The sequence below is a fragment of the Gottschalkia purinilytica genome, from assembly GCF_001190785.1.
Lineage (GTDB): Bacteria > Bacillota > Clostridia > Tissierellales > Gottschalkiaceae > Gottschalkia_A > Gottschalkia_A purinilytica.
Genome location: NZ_LGSS01000002.1, coordinates 217,163 through 235,870, shown reverse-complemented (window position 1 = coordinate 235,870; position 18,708 = coordinate 217,163). Strand labels below are relative to the sequence as shown.

At 29.2% G+C, this 18,708-nt stretch carries 18 protein-coding genes; all 18 read left to right on the top strand.

Annotated elements, in window-relative coordinates; genetic code table 11:
- The first annotated feature begins 189 nt into the window (after nt 1-189).
- The 18 genes from CLPU_RS02905 to CLPU_RS02825 all read left to right on the top strand — a co-directional run bounded on the left by CLPU_RS02905 (nt 190) and on the right by CLPU_RS02825 (nt 18,674).
- Nucleotides 190-594, top strand: coding sequence for a universal stress protein (locus CLPU_RS02905; protein ID WP_050354140.1), 405 nt, complete (start codon nt 190-192; stop codon nt 592-594).
- A gap of 300 nt (nt 595-894) precedes the next feature.
- A complete protein-coding gene (locus CLPU_RS02900; protein WP_050354139.1) occupies nt 895-3,411 on the top strand; it encodes an endonuclease/exonuclease/phosphatase family protein in 2,517 nt (838 codons plus the stop codon).
- A 212-nt stretch (nt 3,412-3,623) separates the two neighbouring features.
- On the top strand, nt 3,624-3,776 hold the full coding sequence (locus CLPU_RS17785) for a hypothetical protein (protein ID WP_157857694.1): 153 nt from the start codon (nt 3,624-3,626) through the stop codon (nt 3,774-3,776).
- Nucleotides 3,777-3,945: 169 nt separating this feature from the next.
- Nucleotides 3,946-4,842 (top strand): Rpn family recombination-promoting nuclease/putative transposase, encoded by an 897-nt coding sequence (locus CLPU_RS02895; RefSeq protein WP_200898457.1) that lies wholly within the window; start codon nt 3,946-3,948, stop codon nt 4,840-4,842.
- 243 nt (nt 4,843-5,085) lie between these two features.
- Entirely contained in the window at nt 5,086-6,066 is a 981-nt protein-coding gene (locus CLPU_RS02890) for an S-layer homology domain-containing protein (RefSeq protein WP_050354138.1), read from the top strand.
- Between the two features lie 91 nt (nt 6,067-6,157).
- Nucleotides 6,158-7,462 carry a hypothetical protein gene (locus tag CLPU_RS02885; RefSeq protein WP_050354137.1) on the top strand — a complete coding sequence of 435 codons (1,305 nt, stop codon included), beginning with the start codon at nt 6,158-6,160 and terminating at the stop codon, nt 7,460-7,462.
- Nucleotides 7,463-7,499: 37 nt separating this feature from the next.
- Entirely contained in the window at nt 7,500-7,853 is a 354-nt protein-coding gene (locus CLPU_RS02880; RefSeq protein WP_050354136.1) for a hypothetical protein, read from the top strand.
- Nucleotides 7,854-8,237: 384 nt separating this feature from the next.
- The gene (locus CLPU_RS02875) at nt 8,238-8,909 is read left to right on the top strand and encodes a DUF6042 family protein (RefSeq protein ID WP_050354135.1); all 672 of its coding nucleotides are present in this window, start codon (nt 8,238-8,240) and stop codon (nt 8,907-8,909) included.
- Nucleotides 8,910-9,052: 143 nt separating this feature from the next.
- On the top strand, nt 9,053-9,961 hold the full coding sequence (locus tag CLPU_RS17090; RefSeq protein WP_050354134.1) for a copper amine oxidase N-terminal domain-containing protein: 909 nt from the start codon (nt 9,053-9,055) through the stop codon (nt 9,959-9,961).
- 125 nt (nt 9,962-10,086) lie between these two features.
- Complete coding sequence (locus tag CLPU_RS02865; RefSeq protein ID WP_050354133.1) at nt 10,087-11,937, top strand: S-layer homology domain-containing protein; 1,851 nt, start codon at nt 10,087-10,089, stop codon at nt 11,935-11,937.
- 153 nt (nt 11,938-12,090) lie between these two features.
- Nucleotides 12,091-12,471: a response regulator gene (locus CLPU_RS02860; protein ID WP_050354132.1), complete on the top strand. Its 381-nt coding sequence runs from the start codon at nt 12,091-12,093 to the stop codon at nt 12,469-12,471.
- 118 nt (nt 12,472-12,589) lie between these two features.
- Complete coding sequence (locus CLPU_RS02855; RefSeq protein WP_050354131.1) at nt 12,590-13,243, top strand: hypothetical protein; 654 nt, start codon at nt 12,590-12,592, stop codon at nt 13,241-13,243.
- A gap of 27 nt (nt 13,244-13,270) precedes the next feature.
- The gene (locus CLPU_RS02850) at nt 13,271-14,122 is read left to right on the top strand and encodes a class II fructose-1,6-bisphosphate aldolase (RefSeq protein ID WP_050354130.1); all 852 of its coding nucleotides are present in this window, start codon (nt 13,271-13,273) and stop codon (nt 14,120-14,122) included.
- Nucleotides 14,123-14,141: 19 nt separating this feature from the next.
- The gene (gene fsa, locus CLPU_RS02845) at nt 14,142-14,786 is read left to right on the top strand and encodes a fructose-6-phosphate aldolase (protein ID WP_050354129.1); all 645 of its coding nucleotides are present in this window, start codon (nt 14,142-14,144) and stop codon (nt 14,784-14,786) included.
- Between the two features lie 236 nt (nt 14,787-15,022).
- Nucleotides 15,023-15,937, top strand: coding sequence for a DMT family transporter (locus CLPU_RS02840; RefSeq protein ID WP_050354128.1), 915 nt, complete (start codon nt 15,023-15,025; stop codon nt 15,935-15,937).
- A gap of 137 nt (nt 15,938-16,074) precedes the next feature.
- Entirely contained in the window at nt 16,075-17,109 is a 1,035-nt protein-coding gene (locus tag CLPU_RS02835; RefSeq protein WP_050354127.1) for a LacI family DNA-binding transcriptional regulator, read from the top strand.
- The gene (locus tag CLPU_RS02830) at nt 17,102-18,052 is read left to right on the top strand and encodes a nucleoside hydrolase (protein ID WP_050354126.1); all 951 of its coding nucleotides are present in this window, start codon (nt 17,102-17,104) and stop codon (nt 18,050-18,052) included. The genes CLPU_RS02835 and CLPU_RS02830 overlap by 8 nt, the downstream gene beginning before the upstream one ends.
- A 25-nt stretch (nt 18,053-18,077) precedes the next feature.
- On the top strand, nt 18,078-18,674 hold the full coding sequence (locus tag CLPU_RS02825; RefSeq protein WP_200898456.1) for an ECF transporter S component: 597 nt from the start codon (nt 18,078-18,080) through the stop codon (nt 18,672-18,674).
- Nucleotides 18,675-18,708: the final 34 nt, after the last annotated feature.

The following is an 18,708-nucleotide window of genomic DNA, read 5'->3' as shown; positions in this document are numbered from 1 at the left end:
ATTTCGATTATTTACTTTTAATTTCCCGAGAAATATCATTATTTCCACACTATTTTTTTTACTAATTGGTATATATTTTAGAATAAAAGTTGTGTTAGCAGCATATCTAATAGGGTATATTAATAACAATATTTAAGAAAGTTACGTGAGGTTAGGTTGATATATTAAATATAAAAAGGAGTGGGAAATATGAAAATACTTATTCCAATAGATGGGTCAGAGAGAAGTATGAAATCCTTTGATACACTTAAAAGCATGTACAAGCCAGAGGATGTTAGTGTTACAGTAATGCATGTAGACGAAGTAGTAATTTATGGGGGAATAGATTTAACTGCTGAGAGAATGGAAATATCAAAAGAGATATCCCAAGATATTTTAAATAAGGCTTGTGAACGTATATCTGAATTTAATCCAGATAAATGCTATGCAGTTGGATATCCTCATAAAGAAATATTAGAAAAAGCAAAAGAAGGATACGATATGATAATAATGACTAAATCAGGTAAGAGTGGCTTAGATAGACTATTGATAGGTTCGGTAACAACTAAGATAATACACAAATCAAATATAAATGTACTTATAGTTCCTAACTAGAATAAATATGATTTAATTAATAATATAACAAGAAGATAATGCAGATTTTTAATAATCTATTCAAAAGAAAAGATAGAGTTTTACTCTATCTTTTTTAGGTTCTATTAACCTAAAAAGCTTTTGTAAATATTAACCAAATATTAACATGGAAAAGAAAGGAACTGCAAAACAAATAGAGAATATTAAAAAACATAGGAGGTGAATTAGTAAAAACCATTTGTATCAAATCTAAGGCTTTAATTAATATCCATACTTTTATAAAAGGTCAAGTTTTCATTTTAAAAACTAGGAGGAATGTAAATGAAAATTAAAAGAATTATTAAGGTATGTATGAGTATAGCTTTAGCAAATACAATGTTCATTACTTCATTCGCAACAACTGAAAATATAAACAATGTTAAGCGTAATAACTTGCAACTTGTAACTACAGAGGTAAATAAGTCAGTAGAAAGTTCAAAAGACTACATAGCTATATCAGAAGCTAGAGAAAAACCTTTGGAAACAGAAGTAACTGTACAAGGTATAGTTACAGGTAAAATCGGTAATAACGTATTTATTCAAGACGATACTGCTGGTATATATGTATACCTAGGAGAAACATCTAATAAAGACCTTTCTGTTGGAAATACTGTAAAGATACAAGGCAGCTTATATGAATATAGAGGGTTAAAGGAAATTAAATCACCTTTAGTAGAATTAATCTCATCTAATAATAAACTCCCACAAGCTAAAAAGCTTAAGATTTTCCAACTAGACGAAAATGTAGAAGGACAACTTGTAACGTTAGAAAATGTTCAAGTAAAGTCGGTAGGAAAAGAGAATATAGGATATACTGTAGTATTATCAGATGGAAAAGATACTATAGACCTTAGAGTAGACAGATATCTTGATCCTAAGATACCGTCAGATACTTTTAAAGTAGGTGAAACCATAACTATAACTTCACCTGTAGGTCAATATGATAACTATCAACTTATGATAAGAACTATAGAGGATATTAGTAAAAGAGAAAATGGTAATCCAGAAGATGTCGAAAATAGCCTAAGAATAGGCTCTATTCAAGGAGAAAGTCATATATCACCATATAAAGGTAAGTCAGTGGAGAATGTTTTAGGTATAGTGACTGGAGTTGAATCTAAAGGATTCTATGTGCAAGATGTATTGTCAGATAATAATGATAAAACATCAGATGCAATATATGTGTATACTAGTAAAGCACCAGGGGTAAAGATAGGAGATAAAGTAAAAGTAGATGGAATAGTTGATGAATTCGCATATAAAGGAGAATTAAGTAAAACTCAAATCAAAAATCCAAAATTGAAAGTAATTTCAAGTAACAATGCCCTTCCAGAACCTATAGTACTAGGTATAGGTGGAAAACAAGTGCCTAGAGATGTAGTAGATAATGATAATTTTACAGTATTTGATCCAGAAGAAGACGCTATAGACTTTTACGAAAGTATTGAGTATATGAGAGTAAAAGTAAATAATCCACTAATTACAGGTTCATCACCTAAGTATAAAGAGGTATATGTGTTGCCAGATAATGGACAAGCTTCTCGTAACAAACTAACAATTCATAATGGTATAAAGCTTTCAGACTATGTTGGAAATCCCGAGATACTTATAATACTTGATAAGTTTACAAATAGTGTTACAGATTCATTAAATGTAAGAACAGGAGATAAATTTAAAGATTCTATTGTAGGTATAGTTGATTATAGTTACGGAAATTACAATATATTAAATACAGAGGAGCTTCCGCAGATAGTACCTTCAAATAAGAAAAGGGATTCAGAAAAAACAAAACTAAAGCCTAAAAATAATAAAGTTACAATAGCCACTTATAATGTTGAAAATCTTTCACCAAAAGATACTGATAGAATAAATAAAATAGCTAAATCTATAGTAGAAGATTTAAGTTCACCTGATATTATAGGACTTGCAGAGGTGCAAGACAATGACGGAAATACAACAAGTGAAGTGACAGATGGAAGCAAAACTTATGAATCTCTTATAACCAAAATAAAAGAAGCAGGTGGACCGCAATATGCATATACAGATATATCACCTGAAAATGGACAGGATGGGGGAGAACCAGGAGGAAATATAAGGGTAGGTTATGTATATAAGCCACAAAGAGTAAGTCTGGTAGACGTGGGTAAAAAGGGAGATGCTGTAACTGGGGTATCTATGAAAGGGGAAAACTTATCTTTAAATCCTGGAAGAATAGATCCTTTAAATAGTGCTTTTAAGTCTAGTAGAAAGCCTATAGTAGCAGAGTTTGAATTTAAAGGAGAAAAAATATTTGTAATAGGAAATCACTTAAATTCAAAGAGTGGGGATGATAAGGCGTTTGGATCAACACAACCACCATTAAGAAGTAGTGAAACTATAAGGCATGAACAAGCAAAGGTAATAAATAATTTTTCTAAACAAATACTTAGAAATAGTCCAAATGCAAATGTAGTAATATTGGGAGATTTAAATGACTTTGAGTTTTCAGAAACATTAAACATATTAAAAGGAAATGAATTTACAAATACGATTGAAAATCTTCCAGTATCAGAAAGATTCAACTATATGTATAAGGGAAACTCACAAGTACTAGATCATATTTTAGTAGATAATAAAGCGGCGGATAAAACAAAGGTAGATATAGTAAATATAAACTCAGAATATACTCAAGCAGGGGGAAGAGTAAGTGACCATGATCCAATAGTAGTTGAACTAAAAATGGAAAAAAATTCTTCTAAAGTTCTACCAAAGAAACATGCAAATTCTATCATTTCAAAAATAAAGTCTCTATTTGCGTAAAGCTATATAAAAATAGATTTAATATAAGCAAATTATTGAATAAATAATCGAACTAATGATACAAGCCTAGAATATGAAAACTATATTCTAGGCTTGTATATTTTTACTAAAAATATTATATGAATATACTCTTATAGATAGCTTTTTTCTTAGCTATCATTAGGAAATAAATGTTATAATATAAATATAGTACTTATTAAATAGGTGATAGCGTGAATTTAGATATAATAAAACTTTTAAAGAAAATGGATAGTAAAATTGACAAAAACACTTTATTATTAGAGTGCATAAGTAAAAAAGTTAATATAATTGCAGAAGTACAGGAATTACATGTTGCGCAGGATGAAAAACAGTTAAAAAATTAAGAAAAGACCAAACCATAAAGCAGATACTGTATAAAAATTTCTTATATGGTAAGAAAGACTCGAAATTATACGAAATTTACAAATAATATAATCATCATCTAATATATATACTTATGAGAATAATCGGTCTAGAAGAGTATTATCATAAAAGTAATTAGGAGTGAACGATTTGGTTAAAAAGGGTATAAGTAAAGTAAGAAGGATAGAATCAAATGAAGGATTTCTAATGTCTCCTAAAAATGATTTTGCCTTTAAAATGCTATTCGGTGACCCAAAGAATAAGGACATATTGATATCATTCTTAAGTGCAGTAATGAAAATAAAAGAAGAAAGATTCGAGGAACTGGAACTAATAAATACAGAGCTGACAAGAGAATTTGTAGAAGACAAAAAAGGAATATTAGATATAAGAGTAAAATTAAAAGATGGAACTGAAATAGATATAGAAATACAACTAAGTTATACAAAGTATATGGCAGAAAGAACTCTTTTTTATTGGAGTCGAATGTACACAGGAAACATAGAATCAGGAGATAGTTACTCAAAACTAAGAAAGTGTGTAACAATAAACATACTGGACTTTGTAAGTACACCGCTCGATAAAGTACACTCTAAGTATCATATAATAGAAGATGACACATCATACAAGTTAACAGATGTATTGGAGATACATTTCTTGGAGCTACCAAAATTAAGGGATGAAAAGTTGAAAGGAAAGATAGATGAGGACGATGAAACGGTTGAATGGATGATGTTCTTAGAAGCTGATAAAAAGGAGGTGCTTGACGTGTTGGGGAATAAAAATGAAAAAATAAAGAAAGCAACGAGTATCTTAGAAATTATGAGCAAAGACAAAAAAACAAGAATGCTATACGAAGCAAGAGAAGCAGAACTCCACGACCAAGCAACTAAGATAGAAGAAGCTAGGGAAGAAGGAGAGTATAAGAAAGCAGTAAAAATAGCCAAAAACTTAATAAAAAAAGGAATGGAAGTGGAGTTTATAAAAGAAGTTACAGAACTAACACAAAAAGAAATAGAAGAACTAAAAAATCAAATGAATAATTAAGTAAGCAATTCAAGCCTAGAGTGAGTAATATAGTCATTCTAGGCTTGAATGATTTTTATTAAATATGTAATAAATTTTTCAATATATACTTAAATAAGAATCAAGATAAGACACTAGGTATTTATAAGAATTCTCAAATATAAAAAAACTCTAACTACAAAGTTGGAAAATAAACAGGAACATTACTATATAATAAAGAATATAAAAAATGTAGCAGATAAAGTCGAAAAAGGGGATGGTATTTTGAATATAACAAAAAACAAAGTTCTGTCTTTAGTTCTTTTCATAGTAATAATTTTAAACAGTTCATTAGTATTTGCTATTACATTTCAAGATGTTCCACAAAACCACTGGGCGATTGATCACATAGAAAAAATGACTAAATTAGGGATAATTACAGGGTATGAAGATGGTACATTTAGACCAGATAAGACTATAACAAGGGCAGAATTTGCAGTGTTAGCAGTAAATATAAAGGGATTAGAGGAGGCAGCCAAGCTTGCAAAAGGAAAAACAGAATTTTCAGATGTTCCAGATAATAACTGGGCATCAGGATATATAAATATAGCTTCAAAAAATGGATTTATTTATGGTGTAGGAAATGGAAAGTTTGAACCTAACTCTCCTATAAGATATGAACAAGCTATAGCATTAGTAATGAGAATATTAGGATATGAAGAAAAAGTCAAAGCAAGAGGAGGTTATCCATACGGATACCTTATAGTTGCAGGAGAAGAAGGAGTTCTTAATAATGCAAATGGTGTATATGGTGATTTAACTACTAGAGGGGTTGCTACACTTTTACTAGACAATGCACTAGAAGTTGAAATAATGGAAAGAGTGGTCTATGGAAATAAGATAGTCTGGGAAAAGATAGGTAAGAGACTATATAATGAACTGGGACTATCTAAGATAAATAAAGAAAGAGTAAAATCATATAACAAAGAAAAAAATACTATAACTGTAGGATCAAAGACACTAGAAGTAAAAGAAGGATTTAATTTTGAAGAAGTATATGGATTAAAAACTACAATATGGTATAAATATGATAAATCTAAGAATAAAAACTATTTAGTAGATTATAAGGTTGAAGAAAAAGCTAAATTTGATGCAGTACAATTAGGAAAAATAAGAGATATTATTCTTGTAACTGAAGATAAGGAATATAATATAGCTGAAGATGCTGAACTGAGACTAAATGGATCTATGAGTAAATTATGGTGACTTTGTAAAAAATACTGACTATGCCAAAGTTGCATTTAACGATAATGATGAAATAGTATGGGCATCTGGATATAGCTTTGATGGAAATATTGTGGTAAAAGAAGTTAAAAATAATAATATTGTTAGTTATAATAGAGAACAACTAGATATAGGAGAATTTACTATAGTTAAAGATGGCAAATTGATAACTCCTAATGATTTAAATGCTGGAGATTTAGTATTTTATAACGATCATAGAAACGTAAACTTTGGAGTAGTAAGTACAAATACTAAAAAAGGAAAAATAGAAAGAGTATATACAGACGGATTCAAAGTTGATGGTAAAACTTATGATATAGTATCAGGAGCTAAATATTTAGATGGAAATGAATTAGGAAATTTAGATACAAACATATTAGATCAAATGAAAGAAGAAGGAAAAGAAGTCAACTTATATTTTGATTTTGCTAAAAATGTTTTATTAGTATTAGGGTCAAGAGGAGATAGAGTATTAACAAGTGAATATGCATTGGTAACTAGAGATACTAAACATTTTAGTAATAGAGGAGAAGATACGTATACATTAGATGTATTAAACAGTAAAGGTGATATGATAGAATATGATGTACCGAAAGATAAAGATGGTAACATTGCAAAACTATTAGAGGAAGATTGGAACAATATCATTAAAAAAGATAATTTAATTAAAATATCAGTTGATAAAAATAACAATGTAAAGGAAGTTAAAAAATTAGAATCTACTAACATAGAAAAGAATATTAATTTGAATGATATATATGCGGAAGGCTATAAACTACATCCTGATACACTTGTATTTATAGCTCAAGATAAAGATAGTACAGAACCTTATAAAGTAGTATCATGGAAAGATGCTCATAATGAATTTAATAAGATAAAGACAGGAGTTATATATACTAACGAAATGTATAGAGTAGTAGGAATTGTAGCTAAAGAAGTTGATGTGAATGAAAAAACTATAGAATATACTGGATTAGTAAGAGAAATCTATGAATATATTGGTGGATATAAAAAAGATATAGAAATAGAAATAGATGGAGAAAAGTTAATTTTTGCAGGAAAATCTTCTCTTTTGGAGAATATTAGGAAATGGGAATTTGTTACATTAGTTGTTGGAGATAAAGATAATGAGATTTTAGAGATTAAGCAACCTAAGTCACAGACTATAATAGTAGATAGTATTCAAACTACGAGAAGAACTATAGAAGATACAGATGGAAATGTATATGAGTTAATAAAAAAAGGAATCATATATGATGAGAACTTTAATCAAATATCTCTAAGAGACATTAATCAACAAAGTAAACTAAAGATATATTTTGATGATTCTAACACATCGAGGTTTATTAGATATGCAACTATAGTTTATAATAACTAATTAGTAAGACTAATTTTTAATAAGCGGAGGAGTTAGCATGAAGAAAAAACTGCTATTAGCACTTTGTATCTTAACAACAGTCTTCATACTGACATCATGTAAAACGAGTCATAACGAAGAATTTTCAAATATCCCAACTTATGAAGGAATGGTTTTAGAGAATTTACAAAATCCAGAAGATAGTGAAATGAGTGTGGCTAAATATATTATAAAAGATAAAAATCGTAAAGAAGTATTTAAGGAATATGAAAAGATATTATTAGAAAATGAATGGTCAGTAACTAATAAAAATAGTCCAGAGGGAATGACAATTGAGAAAGAAGACTATAAAGCTATGATTACTATAGAGCAAATTGGAAATAATGTAAAACTAACGATAATTAGAAAGTAAAAGCCCGAATATATAACGAAAAGAGTTATATTTTCAGGGAAATAGAAAATTTACATAAATATATGTAAATGTAAAGTATAATGAATGTTGGGAAATAAGGATAAATATAGTAAAATTAGTGTAAGCACCTAAGTGCCTCTTAAATACTTTTAACCTATCAAAATTATAACTAGTATGATTAAAGCCTTGAAAGTTTGAAATTTTTAAGGCTTTAATTTTTTATATAAGATGGAAGAAGTAAGATGTCTATTATGAGCTATTAGGCCTAATTGACATCTTATTTTATATATTATAACCTATATATATATCTATAAAATACCAATATAGGATTATATTTAATGAAAATACTGTTTGGATAGGTAGAGAATATAGGAGGAAATTTATATGGATGACCAAAAATCTGTCACTATACCTATAGAGATAAATGACTATTTATGGACAAGATATATGCCAGAAACTACATACAAAGTATATATCCTTATAGGTTACTTAAATGAACAAAATATTGTAGGAGAAGAAGCTACTAAAACAATATTAGATGCTGATATAGAGGAAAAAAATACTATAGATAAGGTATTAGAGCAAAAAAAAGAGGTATTGGGAAAGCTAGGATTAAAATATCCAGAAAATAGACAAGATGACTTAGACCTATTAGTTAACTTTAAACTTATAAATATAGATAAAGACGATGAAGGAAACACAGTTTATAAGTATAATATACCTGTAGAAAGACCAGAGGAAGTTTTGGAACTTGATGAAGAAGAGCTAAAAGTATTGGAAGATATAAAGTTTGAGCTTAAACATGAAAGTGCATTAAACATGATCCTTACACTTATAATTAATAACAATAACAATCTTTTATGCTCTGTAGATCATATAAGTAAAACTACAAGAGTTAAAATAGCCGAGATAAGAGAAGTTATGGATTATCTAGTGAACAAAGAAGGATCGATAAAGATAAAATCAGATAAGCCTATATCAAAGCTTAAGAAAAATGATAAAATATATATATCAGTAAATGAAGAAGTATTTGAAAAAAAGAGATTAGTACTTTAGAAGTTTAGCTAGTAAGTTAATACCTTACTAGCTTTTTTTATGTTCTAAAATTTGAAAAAATAATATACAAATAAAGACAAAATATCTAAAAAAGTGTATAATTGTACTAAGGTGTAATATAAACATAAATTTAGTGTATAGGAGTGGTTTTTCTGAAAAGAGCAAAAAAAGTAGCATCGTTATTATTAGTTTCAACACTAGTTATTTCTAGTACAGTTACAGGGTTAGCAAAAAAAGATGAAAAATATAATGTAGATAAAGAAATAAAATCTAAAGTAGAGAAGGAAGTTAAAGAAAAAGAAGATAAGGAAATAAAGGATAAAAATAAAGAAGAAAGAAAAAAAGCAGAAAAAGAAGAAAAAGAAAGAGAAAAGCAAGCAAAAGAACAAGAAAAGAAGGAAAGAAAGGAAAAGGAGAGGTTAGAGAAAGAGAAAGAAAAGGCAGAAAAGGAAAAAGAAAAAGCTGAAAGAAAACAGAAAGAGAAAGAGACAAAAGAATCAGAAAAAGAATTAAAGGAACAGATTAAAAAGATAAAGGAAGAACTTAAAAATATTACTAAGGGCAAATATAGTGAAGATGAAATAAAAAAGATACAAGAGATATCAGAGAAGTTAAAAGAATTACATAAAAATATAAAAACATTACCTGTAGAAAATGTTATATCTAAAGATAAGCATATTAAATTTGATACTCCTCCAGTTATAAAAGATGGAAGAACACTTATTCCAGTTAGGGCTATAACAGAAGGATTTGGTGCAACTGTAAATTGGAATAAGGAAACTAAAGAAGTTAAAATAACTAAGAATGGAAACGAGATAATATTAAAACTAGGTAGTGATGTAGCTATTGTAAATGGCAAAGAAGTAAAATTAGATGTACCTTCTAATACATATAATAATCGTACTTATGTACCACTTAGATTTATAGCTGAAAACTTAGGATTAAAAGTAGAATGGGATAAAGAAACAGAGACTATAGAAATAGAAGATAAAGAAACTGAAATAGAAGATGATACAACTGAAACAGAAGATGATCAAACTATAAGTGAATAAATATTACATAAAAATGACAAAAGGTAGATATGTATCTACCTTTTGTCATATATGGAAGGATTATGATAAATGTTAAAGAATATATATAGTTATGATTAAAACATAAAACTAAGGAGGATGATAACATGAAATTGAAGAATAAAAAAGTAGCTTCTATAGCACTAGCTACGTTAATTACCATAACTACTCAAGGAGCATATGCAAGTGCTTTTAAAGATGTTTCGAATGATTACTGGGCAAGACAGTTTATAGATAGTATGAATAAAGAAGGAATAATTGCAGGATATGACGATGGTACATTTAGACCACTAGAAGACGTATCTAAGGTACAAGCTATAGTACTATCAACAAGACTTTTTAAGGCTACTAATAGTGAAATACAACAAGCTAGACAAACATATAAAGGAGTACTTGATAGTTCAAAAGTTCCAGAATGGTATAAAGGTGGAGTAGCAATAGCCCTTTCAAAAGGAATAATAAATCAAGATATGGTCAAAACACTTTATGATAGTAAAAATAAAGAAGTTCCAGCTACAAAAGAAGAAATATGTGTGTATTTAACTAAAGTTATGGGATTAGAAGAAGAGGCTAACAAAAAGGTTAATCTTAACCTACCATTTAAAGATAAACATCTTATATCGCCTCAAGCAGCTCCTTATGTAGAGGTTATGTTAGATAAAGGAGTTATAGATAAACAAGGAGATGGTTCTGGAAACTTTAGTCCAAAATCAACTATGAACAGAGCTATGACAGCAAAGGTAATTTCAGTTGCTTTTGACTATTTAAAAAATAATGACGTAGATAAAGAGACTACTACTGTAAAAGGAACTATAACTAGTATATTAAGATTTGACAGTGAATCATATGTAACTATAGAAAATGATAGAGGTATAAAAGTTTCATATAAGGCTGACGGTAGAACTATCATAAACCTTGATAACAAAAACGCAGGTATATCTGATCTTGTAGAGGGGCTTAATGTAACAGCTAAAGTTACAAAAGATTTAAGAGCTGTTTCAATATCAGCTGAAAGTATAAACGAAAACTATGAAGGAACAGTATCTAAGGTTACTTCAGCATATCCTGGTGCATTAACAATAGAATATAAAAAAGATGGAAAGACAGATAAAAAGACTTTTGTTATGGACAATGATATAAGCGTAACTCTTGATAATAAAAAAGCTAATTTATGGGATATAAAAGAAGGCGATAATGCAAAGATAAAAGTGAAAAATAGCAAGATAATAGAAATAAAAGCTGAAAGTAAAATAAGAAATATAGAGGGAACTATAAAAGAGATAAAGTATAATCCAGAACCTGTATTAGTAATAGAAGATAAATATAAAGATGTATATGAGTATTCAATAGATTCAAAAGCTAAAATATATAGAGATAAAAAATCAAGTGGTGTTACTGATCTAAGAAGAGGAGATAAAGTTGATGTTGAAGTTGAATATAACGTTATAGTTGATATATACGCTTCAACAGTAAAGTCGAAAGATGAAGGGGTTATAAAAGGAATTTCAATATCAGCTAATAAAGCTGAAATAACTATATTAAATAAAGATAAAAAAACAGTAACTTATTATATTCCAAAACAATCTACAATATATGTAGATAATGAAAGAAGTAGTATATATAATCTTAAGCTAGAATACTATATAAACCTTGAGATAGAAGGTGAAGAAGTAACTCGTATAGATGCAAAATCAATAGACAGAAAAGATAGCTACAATGGGGTTGTAAGTTATATAAACAAAAATGCAGATATAATAGGAATAACTGTTTCCTCCCAAGACGATGAAAAACAAAGTATAACGATAATGATAGACAATCGTACGAAAATACTAGATACAGATGGTAGAGAAAAAGGAATTAGTAGTTTATCTAAAGGCGACAAAGTGTTTGTACTAGGAGACTTTGATGGAACTATATTATTAGCAAAAACTATAATGATAACTCAATATGCTAAGTAAAAGTCATTACATGAAGTTGTCAAAAAGCATAAAAGGTTATAAATAAAGCATGAAAGGTTACAAAAAAATGAAGGAAATTTATGACATATAAAGAATATTAACCTTGTGGGTAATATGAAGTAAAATATTACCAAACCAGGGGGAGGGAACATTATGAGATCTAGAGTGTTATGTGTAGATGATCAATCTGGAGTAAGGTTACTATTAAAGGAAATACTTAAAGATGAGTATGACGTAATTACCGTAGGTAGCGGTAAGGAAGCAATAGAACTTGCAAAAGTATTTAATCCTAACATAGTAATGCTTGACATGAACTTAGACGACATGTTAGGAACAGAAGTACTTAAAGTTATAAGACAGTTCCATAGTAGTACGAAATTCATAATGTTAACTGGATATTCTGAAGATGACAAAATGAAAGAAATCAGTAGACTAAATCCTGACTTTATAGTGAAAAAACCCTTCGATGTAGAAACAATTAAAGATAAACTAAAGAAAATTACGACTATATCAAAAAGAGCTATTGCCTTATAAGCAATAGCTCTTTTAAATATATCTTTTATTATTTTGTCAAATTCTTTATAATTTTGTTAAGAAGGAATTAAAATTTTTATGAAGAATAAATATATTGAGTAAGGGGGTGCCATTTAGTGTGGTAGTTGATACTAATTTAGCATTTGCTGTGACTTGTAGCTCTTGTGGTAGATTGAATGTACAGAACTTATCATTTTTTGATTTATATAATAATAAAAGATATATGGTAAATTGTTCGTGTGGTGATACAAATGCTATAATAAAGGCTAGAGATACGAAATCAATATGGTTAGAAATAAATTGTATAGATTGTCAAGAAGTTCATATATTTAAATATTCATTGAGATATATAATAAAAAAAGGTATAATTTCTAGATGTACTGATACAGGAATGGAAATTTGTTTCATGGGTAATAGTGATATAGTAAATAAAAATATATCAAACTATGAAAATAACACTATAGATATTATAAATGAAATAGATTTAAAAGAATATTTTACTAACTATGATATAATGATTAGGTGCCTGGAGAAAGTAAAATGGCTTAAAGATAATAATAGAATAACTTGTGATTGTGGAAAACAAGATATTACTATAGAAATATTTTCTGATAGAATAGAAGTTAAGTGTACTAACTGTCAAAGTATAAAGGTTGTATATGCAGAAAATGAAGAAGATTATAGCAACGTGTCTGACAAATGCATGATAACAATGCATCAACATAGATTTGAATGTATAGATGCTATAAAAAATAATGATAAGAATAAATAATTACAATAATCAGAGGAGGAAATATTAATGCTAGTAACAGGTAGAGAGTTGTTAGATGATGCTCAAAAGAATGGTTATGCAGTAGGAGCTTTTAATGTTAATAATATGGAGATAGTACAAGCTATTATAGAGGCAGCAGAGGAAACAAAATCACCAGTTATATTACAAGCAAGTCAAGGTGGATTGAAATATGCAGGAGTTGAATATATAGCAGAATTAGCTAAAATAGCAGCTCGTAATGCGTCTGTTCCTGTGGCTATTCATCTAGATCATGGTACGGATTTTAACCAAATAATGAAATGCATAAGATATGGATTCACGTCAGTTATGATAGATGGTTCTAAATATGCATTAGAAGATAATATAGCTATAACTAAAAAAGTTATAGAAGTAGCAAGTCCAGTTGGAGTGTCAGTTGAAGCTGAACTTGGAAAAATTGGAGGAACTGAAGACGATATAACAGTAGACGAGAGAGAAGCTACATTTACAGATCCAGATGAAGCTGCAAAATTTGTTGAAGAAACAGGTGTTGATTCCTTAGCAATAGCTATAGGAACGGCTCATGGTCCATACAAAGGAGAACCAAAACTTGATTTTGATAGACTTAAAACTATAAGAGAAAGAATAGCTATACCTATAGTATTACACGGATCATCAGGAGTGCCTGAAGAAAGCCTTAAAAAAGCTATAAGTATAGGTGTTAGTAAGATAAATATAGATACAGATGTTAGAATGGCTTTTGCTAAAGGAGTTACTAAAGTTATAACAGGAAATCCTAATGAATACGATCCAAGAAAAATCTTAGGACCTGCTAAAGAAGAAATGAGAAAAGCTATAGCTGAAAAAATGATAATATTTGGATCAAATGGTAGAGCATAAACCATAAAGGAGTGGTATGATGAAGCTTTTTATTGATACTGCTAATATAGATGAGATAAGAGAGATAAATGACTGGGGAGTAATATGTGGCGTTACTACTAATCCATCTCTTATAGCAAAAGAAGGCAGAGACTTCAAAGAAGTTATAAAAGAAATCACATCTATTGTAGATGGACCAATAAGTGCTGAAGTTATAAGTTTAAAGTCAGATGAAATGGTCAAAGAAGCAGAAGAATTAGTTAAAATACATGACAATATAGTTATAAAAGTTCCTATGACGAGTGAAGGATTAAAAGCTGTTAAGGTCTTAGCGTCAAAGGGAGTAAAGACTAACGTTACACTGGTATTTTGTGCCAACCAAGCTCTGCTAGCAGCTAGAGCAGGGGCTACTTATGTTAGTCCGTTTGTAGGTAGAATGGATGACATAGGTAATGCAGGTATTAACATAATATCGGAGATAGCTGAAGTTTTTGAAATACATGATATAGATACAGAAATAATTTCAGCAAGTATAAGAACACCTATGCATGTACTTGAATCAGCTAGGGAAGGTGCACATATAGCTACAGTCCCATATAAGGTATTTGAAGCTATGGTTAAGCATCCAATGACTGATATAGGAATAGATAAGTTTCTTAAAGACTGGGAAACTGTAGGAAAGTAAGAATTTAAAATATATCAATATAAATTTAATAGTTAGCATAGCTCACTTGGTATAAAAAAGAAAGTCGAAATTTCGACTTTCTTTTTGTTTTTATATTGCAATATATAGAAATTTTAAATAGAATATATTTGTCTCATAACCTAAAAAAATTTACTCCATAAATTATTACTAAAAAATATATGAGTTGCTATATGTAATATATTTTTGAAAAATTATAATAAAAAGGATGTGAGAACTTGGAAAGTAAAAAAAGATATTTACCTATAATTGCTGCTATAATACATTCAGTAATATTTGGGTTTTCTTTTATGTTTACTAAAAAAGGACTAGATTCGTTAGATCCCATGCAGTTAATAGCGTTTAGATTCTTAATGGCAGCATTGGCTTTAACATTATTACAAGTCTTAGGAATTATAAAAGTAAAACTAAAAGGAAAAAACATACGTATGATTTTACTAGTAGCTTTTTTTCAGCCTTTAGCTTATTATATATTTGAAGCTTTGGGAGTTAATCGTACGTCATCATCAGAAGCAGGAATGATGATAGCACTTATACCTGTATTTGTAGCATTATTTGGAGCAGTATTTTTAAAGGAGAAACCAACTTCAATGCAGTATGTTTTTATAGGTCTTTCAGTTTTAGGTGTTGTTTTCATCAATGTTATGAAAGGACATACTGAGTCAAATGGCAACTTCACAGGTATAATATTACTATTATTTGCGGTGTTATGTTCAGCAGCTTTCAATATATCCTCAAGAAAAGCCTCAGCACAGTTTAGTCCAGTAGAAATAACTTTCGTTATGATGTGGGTTGGAGCTATAACATACAATATTATTGGGATATCTCAGCACATTATATCAGGTAATTTATCTATATATCTTAAGCCTTTAGCTAATATAGACGTACTTATTCCTATCATCTATCTAGGTATAATGGCATCAGTAATAGCTTTTTTTATGACGAACTATACATTATCTAAACTAGAAGCTTCTCAGGCAGCGGTGTTTACAAATCTGTCAACTATAGTATCCATCATAGCTGGAGTTGTGATAATGAAAGAAGACTTTTATTGGTTTCATTTAGTAGGAGCAATAATGATATTAGTTGGAGTATGGGGAACAGTATACTATGGTAATAAAGCTGAAAATTGATGAGAGAACAAAGATATTGACAAAAAGTTATTATTTTTTTACAATTTAGTTAAACGTTTAACTAAAACGTTTAACTAAATTGCTCTGCTGACTGACAAACTACGTTTATTAGTTAGTATAAAGGAAGTGAGAAAGAGTTGACTGTTACAATCAAGGATATAGCTAAATTGGCAAATGTTTCTACTACCACTGTTTCAAGAGTTATTAACAATAAGTATGAAGGTGTTGGAGAAGAAACACGAAAGAGGATATTAGATTTAGTTAAAGAATTAGGATACCAACCAAATGCTCTAGCAAGAAGCTTAGTAACTAAGAGGACAAGCTCTATTGGTCTTATCATACCAGATATTATAAATCCATTTTTTCCGGACTTAGCAAGAGGAGTAGAAGATATAGCTAGTAAAGAAGGATATAGTGTTATTTTATGTAACACTGACGACGATCCTGATAAAGAAAAAAAATATATTTCTTTATTAAATGAAAAACGTGTAGATGGAATAATATTTACAGGTGCATCTACACACAGCCATGAACATATTTTAGAACTTATAAAAAGTGGAGTACCAGTAATATTAATGGATAGAAGAATAGATTATGAGAATACCTTTGGAGTATTTATAGAAAACTTCAAAGGCGGTTATGATGCTACAAATTACTTAATAAGTCTAGGTCATAAAAAAATCGGATGTATAACAGGACCATTAAATACAAAAGAGTCTGAAGAACGTTTTAATGGATATAAAAAAGCTCTAAAGGAAGCAGGTATTGACTTTAATGAAGATTTGGTAATTGAAAGTAACTATAAGATTACAGGAGGAGCAGATGCCGCTACTGAGCTTTTAGAAAAACAAAATGTAACAGCAATATTTGCATTCAATGATATGATGGCTTATGGAGTATATAAAGCAGCAAAATTACTTGGACTTAAAATTCCTGATGATATATCTGTAATAGGATTTGACGATGTACAAATATCACAAATATTAGAGCCAGAGCTTACAACTGTAAAACAACCTATATATGATATGGGAGCAGAATCTGCAAAAATGCTTATAACTCGCATTAAAGGTAAAAAAATTAAGAAAAAAATAATCAAATTTAAAACAGAACTAATTATAAGAGAAAGTACAAAAGATGTTACAAAAGTATATGAGGAGGTAAAAGATGAATAAGAAGCCAGTAATTATTGATTGTGATCCTGGGCTAGATGATGCAATTGCATTAGTATTAGCACTCTCAGAAGAAAGCTTAGACGTTAAGTGTATAACAACTAGTGCTGGGAATCAAACTCCAGAGAAAACTTTAAATAATGCATTAAAAGTATTGAGCTTCATAGGAAAAGATTTAGAGGTAGCACAAGGAGCTGGAAAACCTATTCTTAAAGATCTAGTAATAGCAGGTGACATACATGGTGAAAGTGGACTTGGAGGTACTGAGTTACCTGAAGCTACTCTAAAGAAGAGTAATCGTTCAGCGATAGAAGCAATAGTAGATATTTTAAATAAATCAGACGAAAAAGTAACTATAATAGCAACAGGTCCTTTGACAAATATAGGAATATTACTAGTATCTCACCCTGAAATAAAAGATAAAATTGAGAGAATAACATTAATGGGTGGAGCTTGTTTTGGTGGAAACAAAACACCAGCAGCAGAATTTAATATTTATGTAGATCCTGAAGCAGCAAATATTGTATTTAACTCAGGAATACCTATAGTAATGTGTGGGCTAGATGTAACATCAAAAGCACAAATGTTTAAAAAAGAAATTAATGATATGAGAAACATAGGAAATAAAGTTGGAGTTATGGTAGCTGATATATTAGATTTCTATAGTAGTACAACCACTCCTCATTTCTTATCAGATGGAACAAAAGAAGAAGGGCCACACTTACATGACGTATGTGCTGTAGCTTATGAGATCGATCCTACATTATTTATTACAAAGAAATGTAATGTAGTAGTAGAGACAAGTGGAGAATATACAAAAGGCTCGACAGTAGTTGATTATAATGGAGTTACAGATAGAGTGAAAAATACTGAAGTAGTATTTGATTTAGACAGAAAGAGATTTATAGATATGTTGTTTAATGCAGTAAAAAAATATAATGAATAATTTAAAAAAAATTGGAGGTATTATGATGAAAATTAAAAAAGGAATTGCTAAAGATTTTAGTATGATGGCAGTATTACTTATTCCAGTTGCAATTGCAATAAATATAGTTGGATTTCAAATTACACAACTTCTTAGATTACCAATATATCTTGACACTATAGGAACTATAATGGTTGCAATGATATGTGGACCGTGGGTAGGAGCTGTAGCAGGACTTTTAACGAATTTAATTAATGCTATATTTAATCCAGTTTATTTACCATTTACTTTTGTATCAATAGCTATAGGTATTACAACAGGGTATTTATCAAAAAAAGGAATGTTCTTAAAGTTATGGAAATCTATAGTATCAGGAATTATTTTAACAGTAGTTACTACAGTTATAGCAGCTCCAATTACAGTTTTAGCTTTTGGAGGAGGAACAGGTCATACAACATCAGCTATAACAGCTACTCTTCTTGCAGCAGGTCAAAATATTTGGAAAGCAGTAATTACATCAACAATTGTAGGAGATTCAGTAGATAAGATAATTTCAGCTATTATTGCTTATGGTATAGTTAAGAGCATGTCTTCAAGATATTTATCAAAACTTAGCTATGGTGAAATATATATTAAAAAATAATTATATTTAAGCAAACTGAAAGCTGGAGGTGACG

What these genes read in the sequence shown, in the direction of transcription:
- CLPU_RS02905 (WP_050354140.1), top strand. Translation starts at nt 190, where the DNA reads ATGAAAATACTTATTCCAATAGATGGGTCAGAGAGAAGTATGAAATCC.
- CLPU_RS02900 (WP_050354139.1), top strand. Translation starts at nt 895, where the DNA reads ATGAAAATTAAAAGAATTATTAAGGTATGTATGAGTATAGCTTTAGCA.
- CLPU_RS02880 (WP_050354136.1), top strand. Translation starts at nt 7,500, where the DNA reads ATGAAGAAAAAACTGCTATTAGCACTTTGTATCTTAACAACAGTCTTC.
- CLPU_RS02875 (WP_050354135.1), top strand. Translation starts at nt 8,238, where the DNA reads ATGGATGACCAAAAATCTGTCACTATACCTATAGAGATAAATGACTAT.
- CLPU_RS02865 (WP_050354133.1), top strand. Translation starts at nt 10,087, where the DNA reads ATGAAATTGAAGAATAAAAAAGTAGCTTCTATAGCACTAGCTACGTTA.
- CLPU_RS02860 (WP_050354132.1), top strand. Translation starts at nt 12,091, where the DNA reads ATGAGATCTAGAGTGTTATGTGTAGATGATCAATCTGGAGTAAGGTTA.
- CLPU_RS02850 (WP_050354130.1), top strand. Translation starts at nt 13,271, where the DNA reads ATGCTAGTAACAGGTAGAGAGTTGTTAGATGATGCTCAAAAGAATGGT.
- fsa (WP_050354129.1), top strand. Translation starts at nt 14,142, where the DNA reads ATGAAGCTTTTTATTGATACTGCTAATATAGATGAGATAAGAGAGATA.
- CLPU_RS02830 (WP_050354126.1), top strand. Translation starts at nt 17,102, where the DNA reads ATGAATAAGAAGCCAGTAATTATTGATTGTGATCCTGGGCTAGATGAT.
- CLPU_RS02825 (WP_200898456.1), top strand. Translation starts at nt 18,078, where the DNA reads ATGAAAATTAAAAAAGGAATTGCTAAAGATTTTAGTATGATGGCAGTA.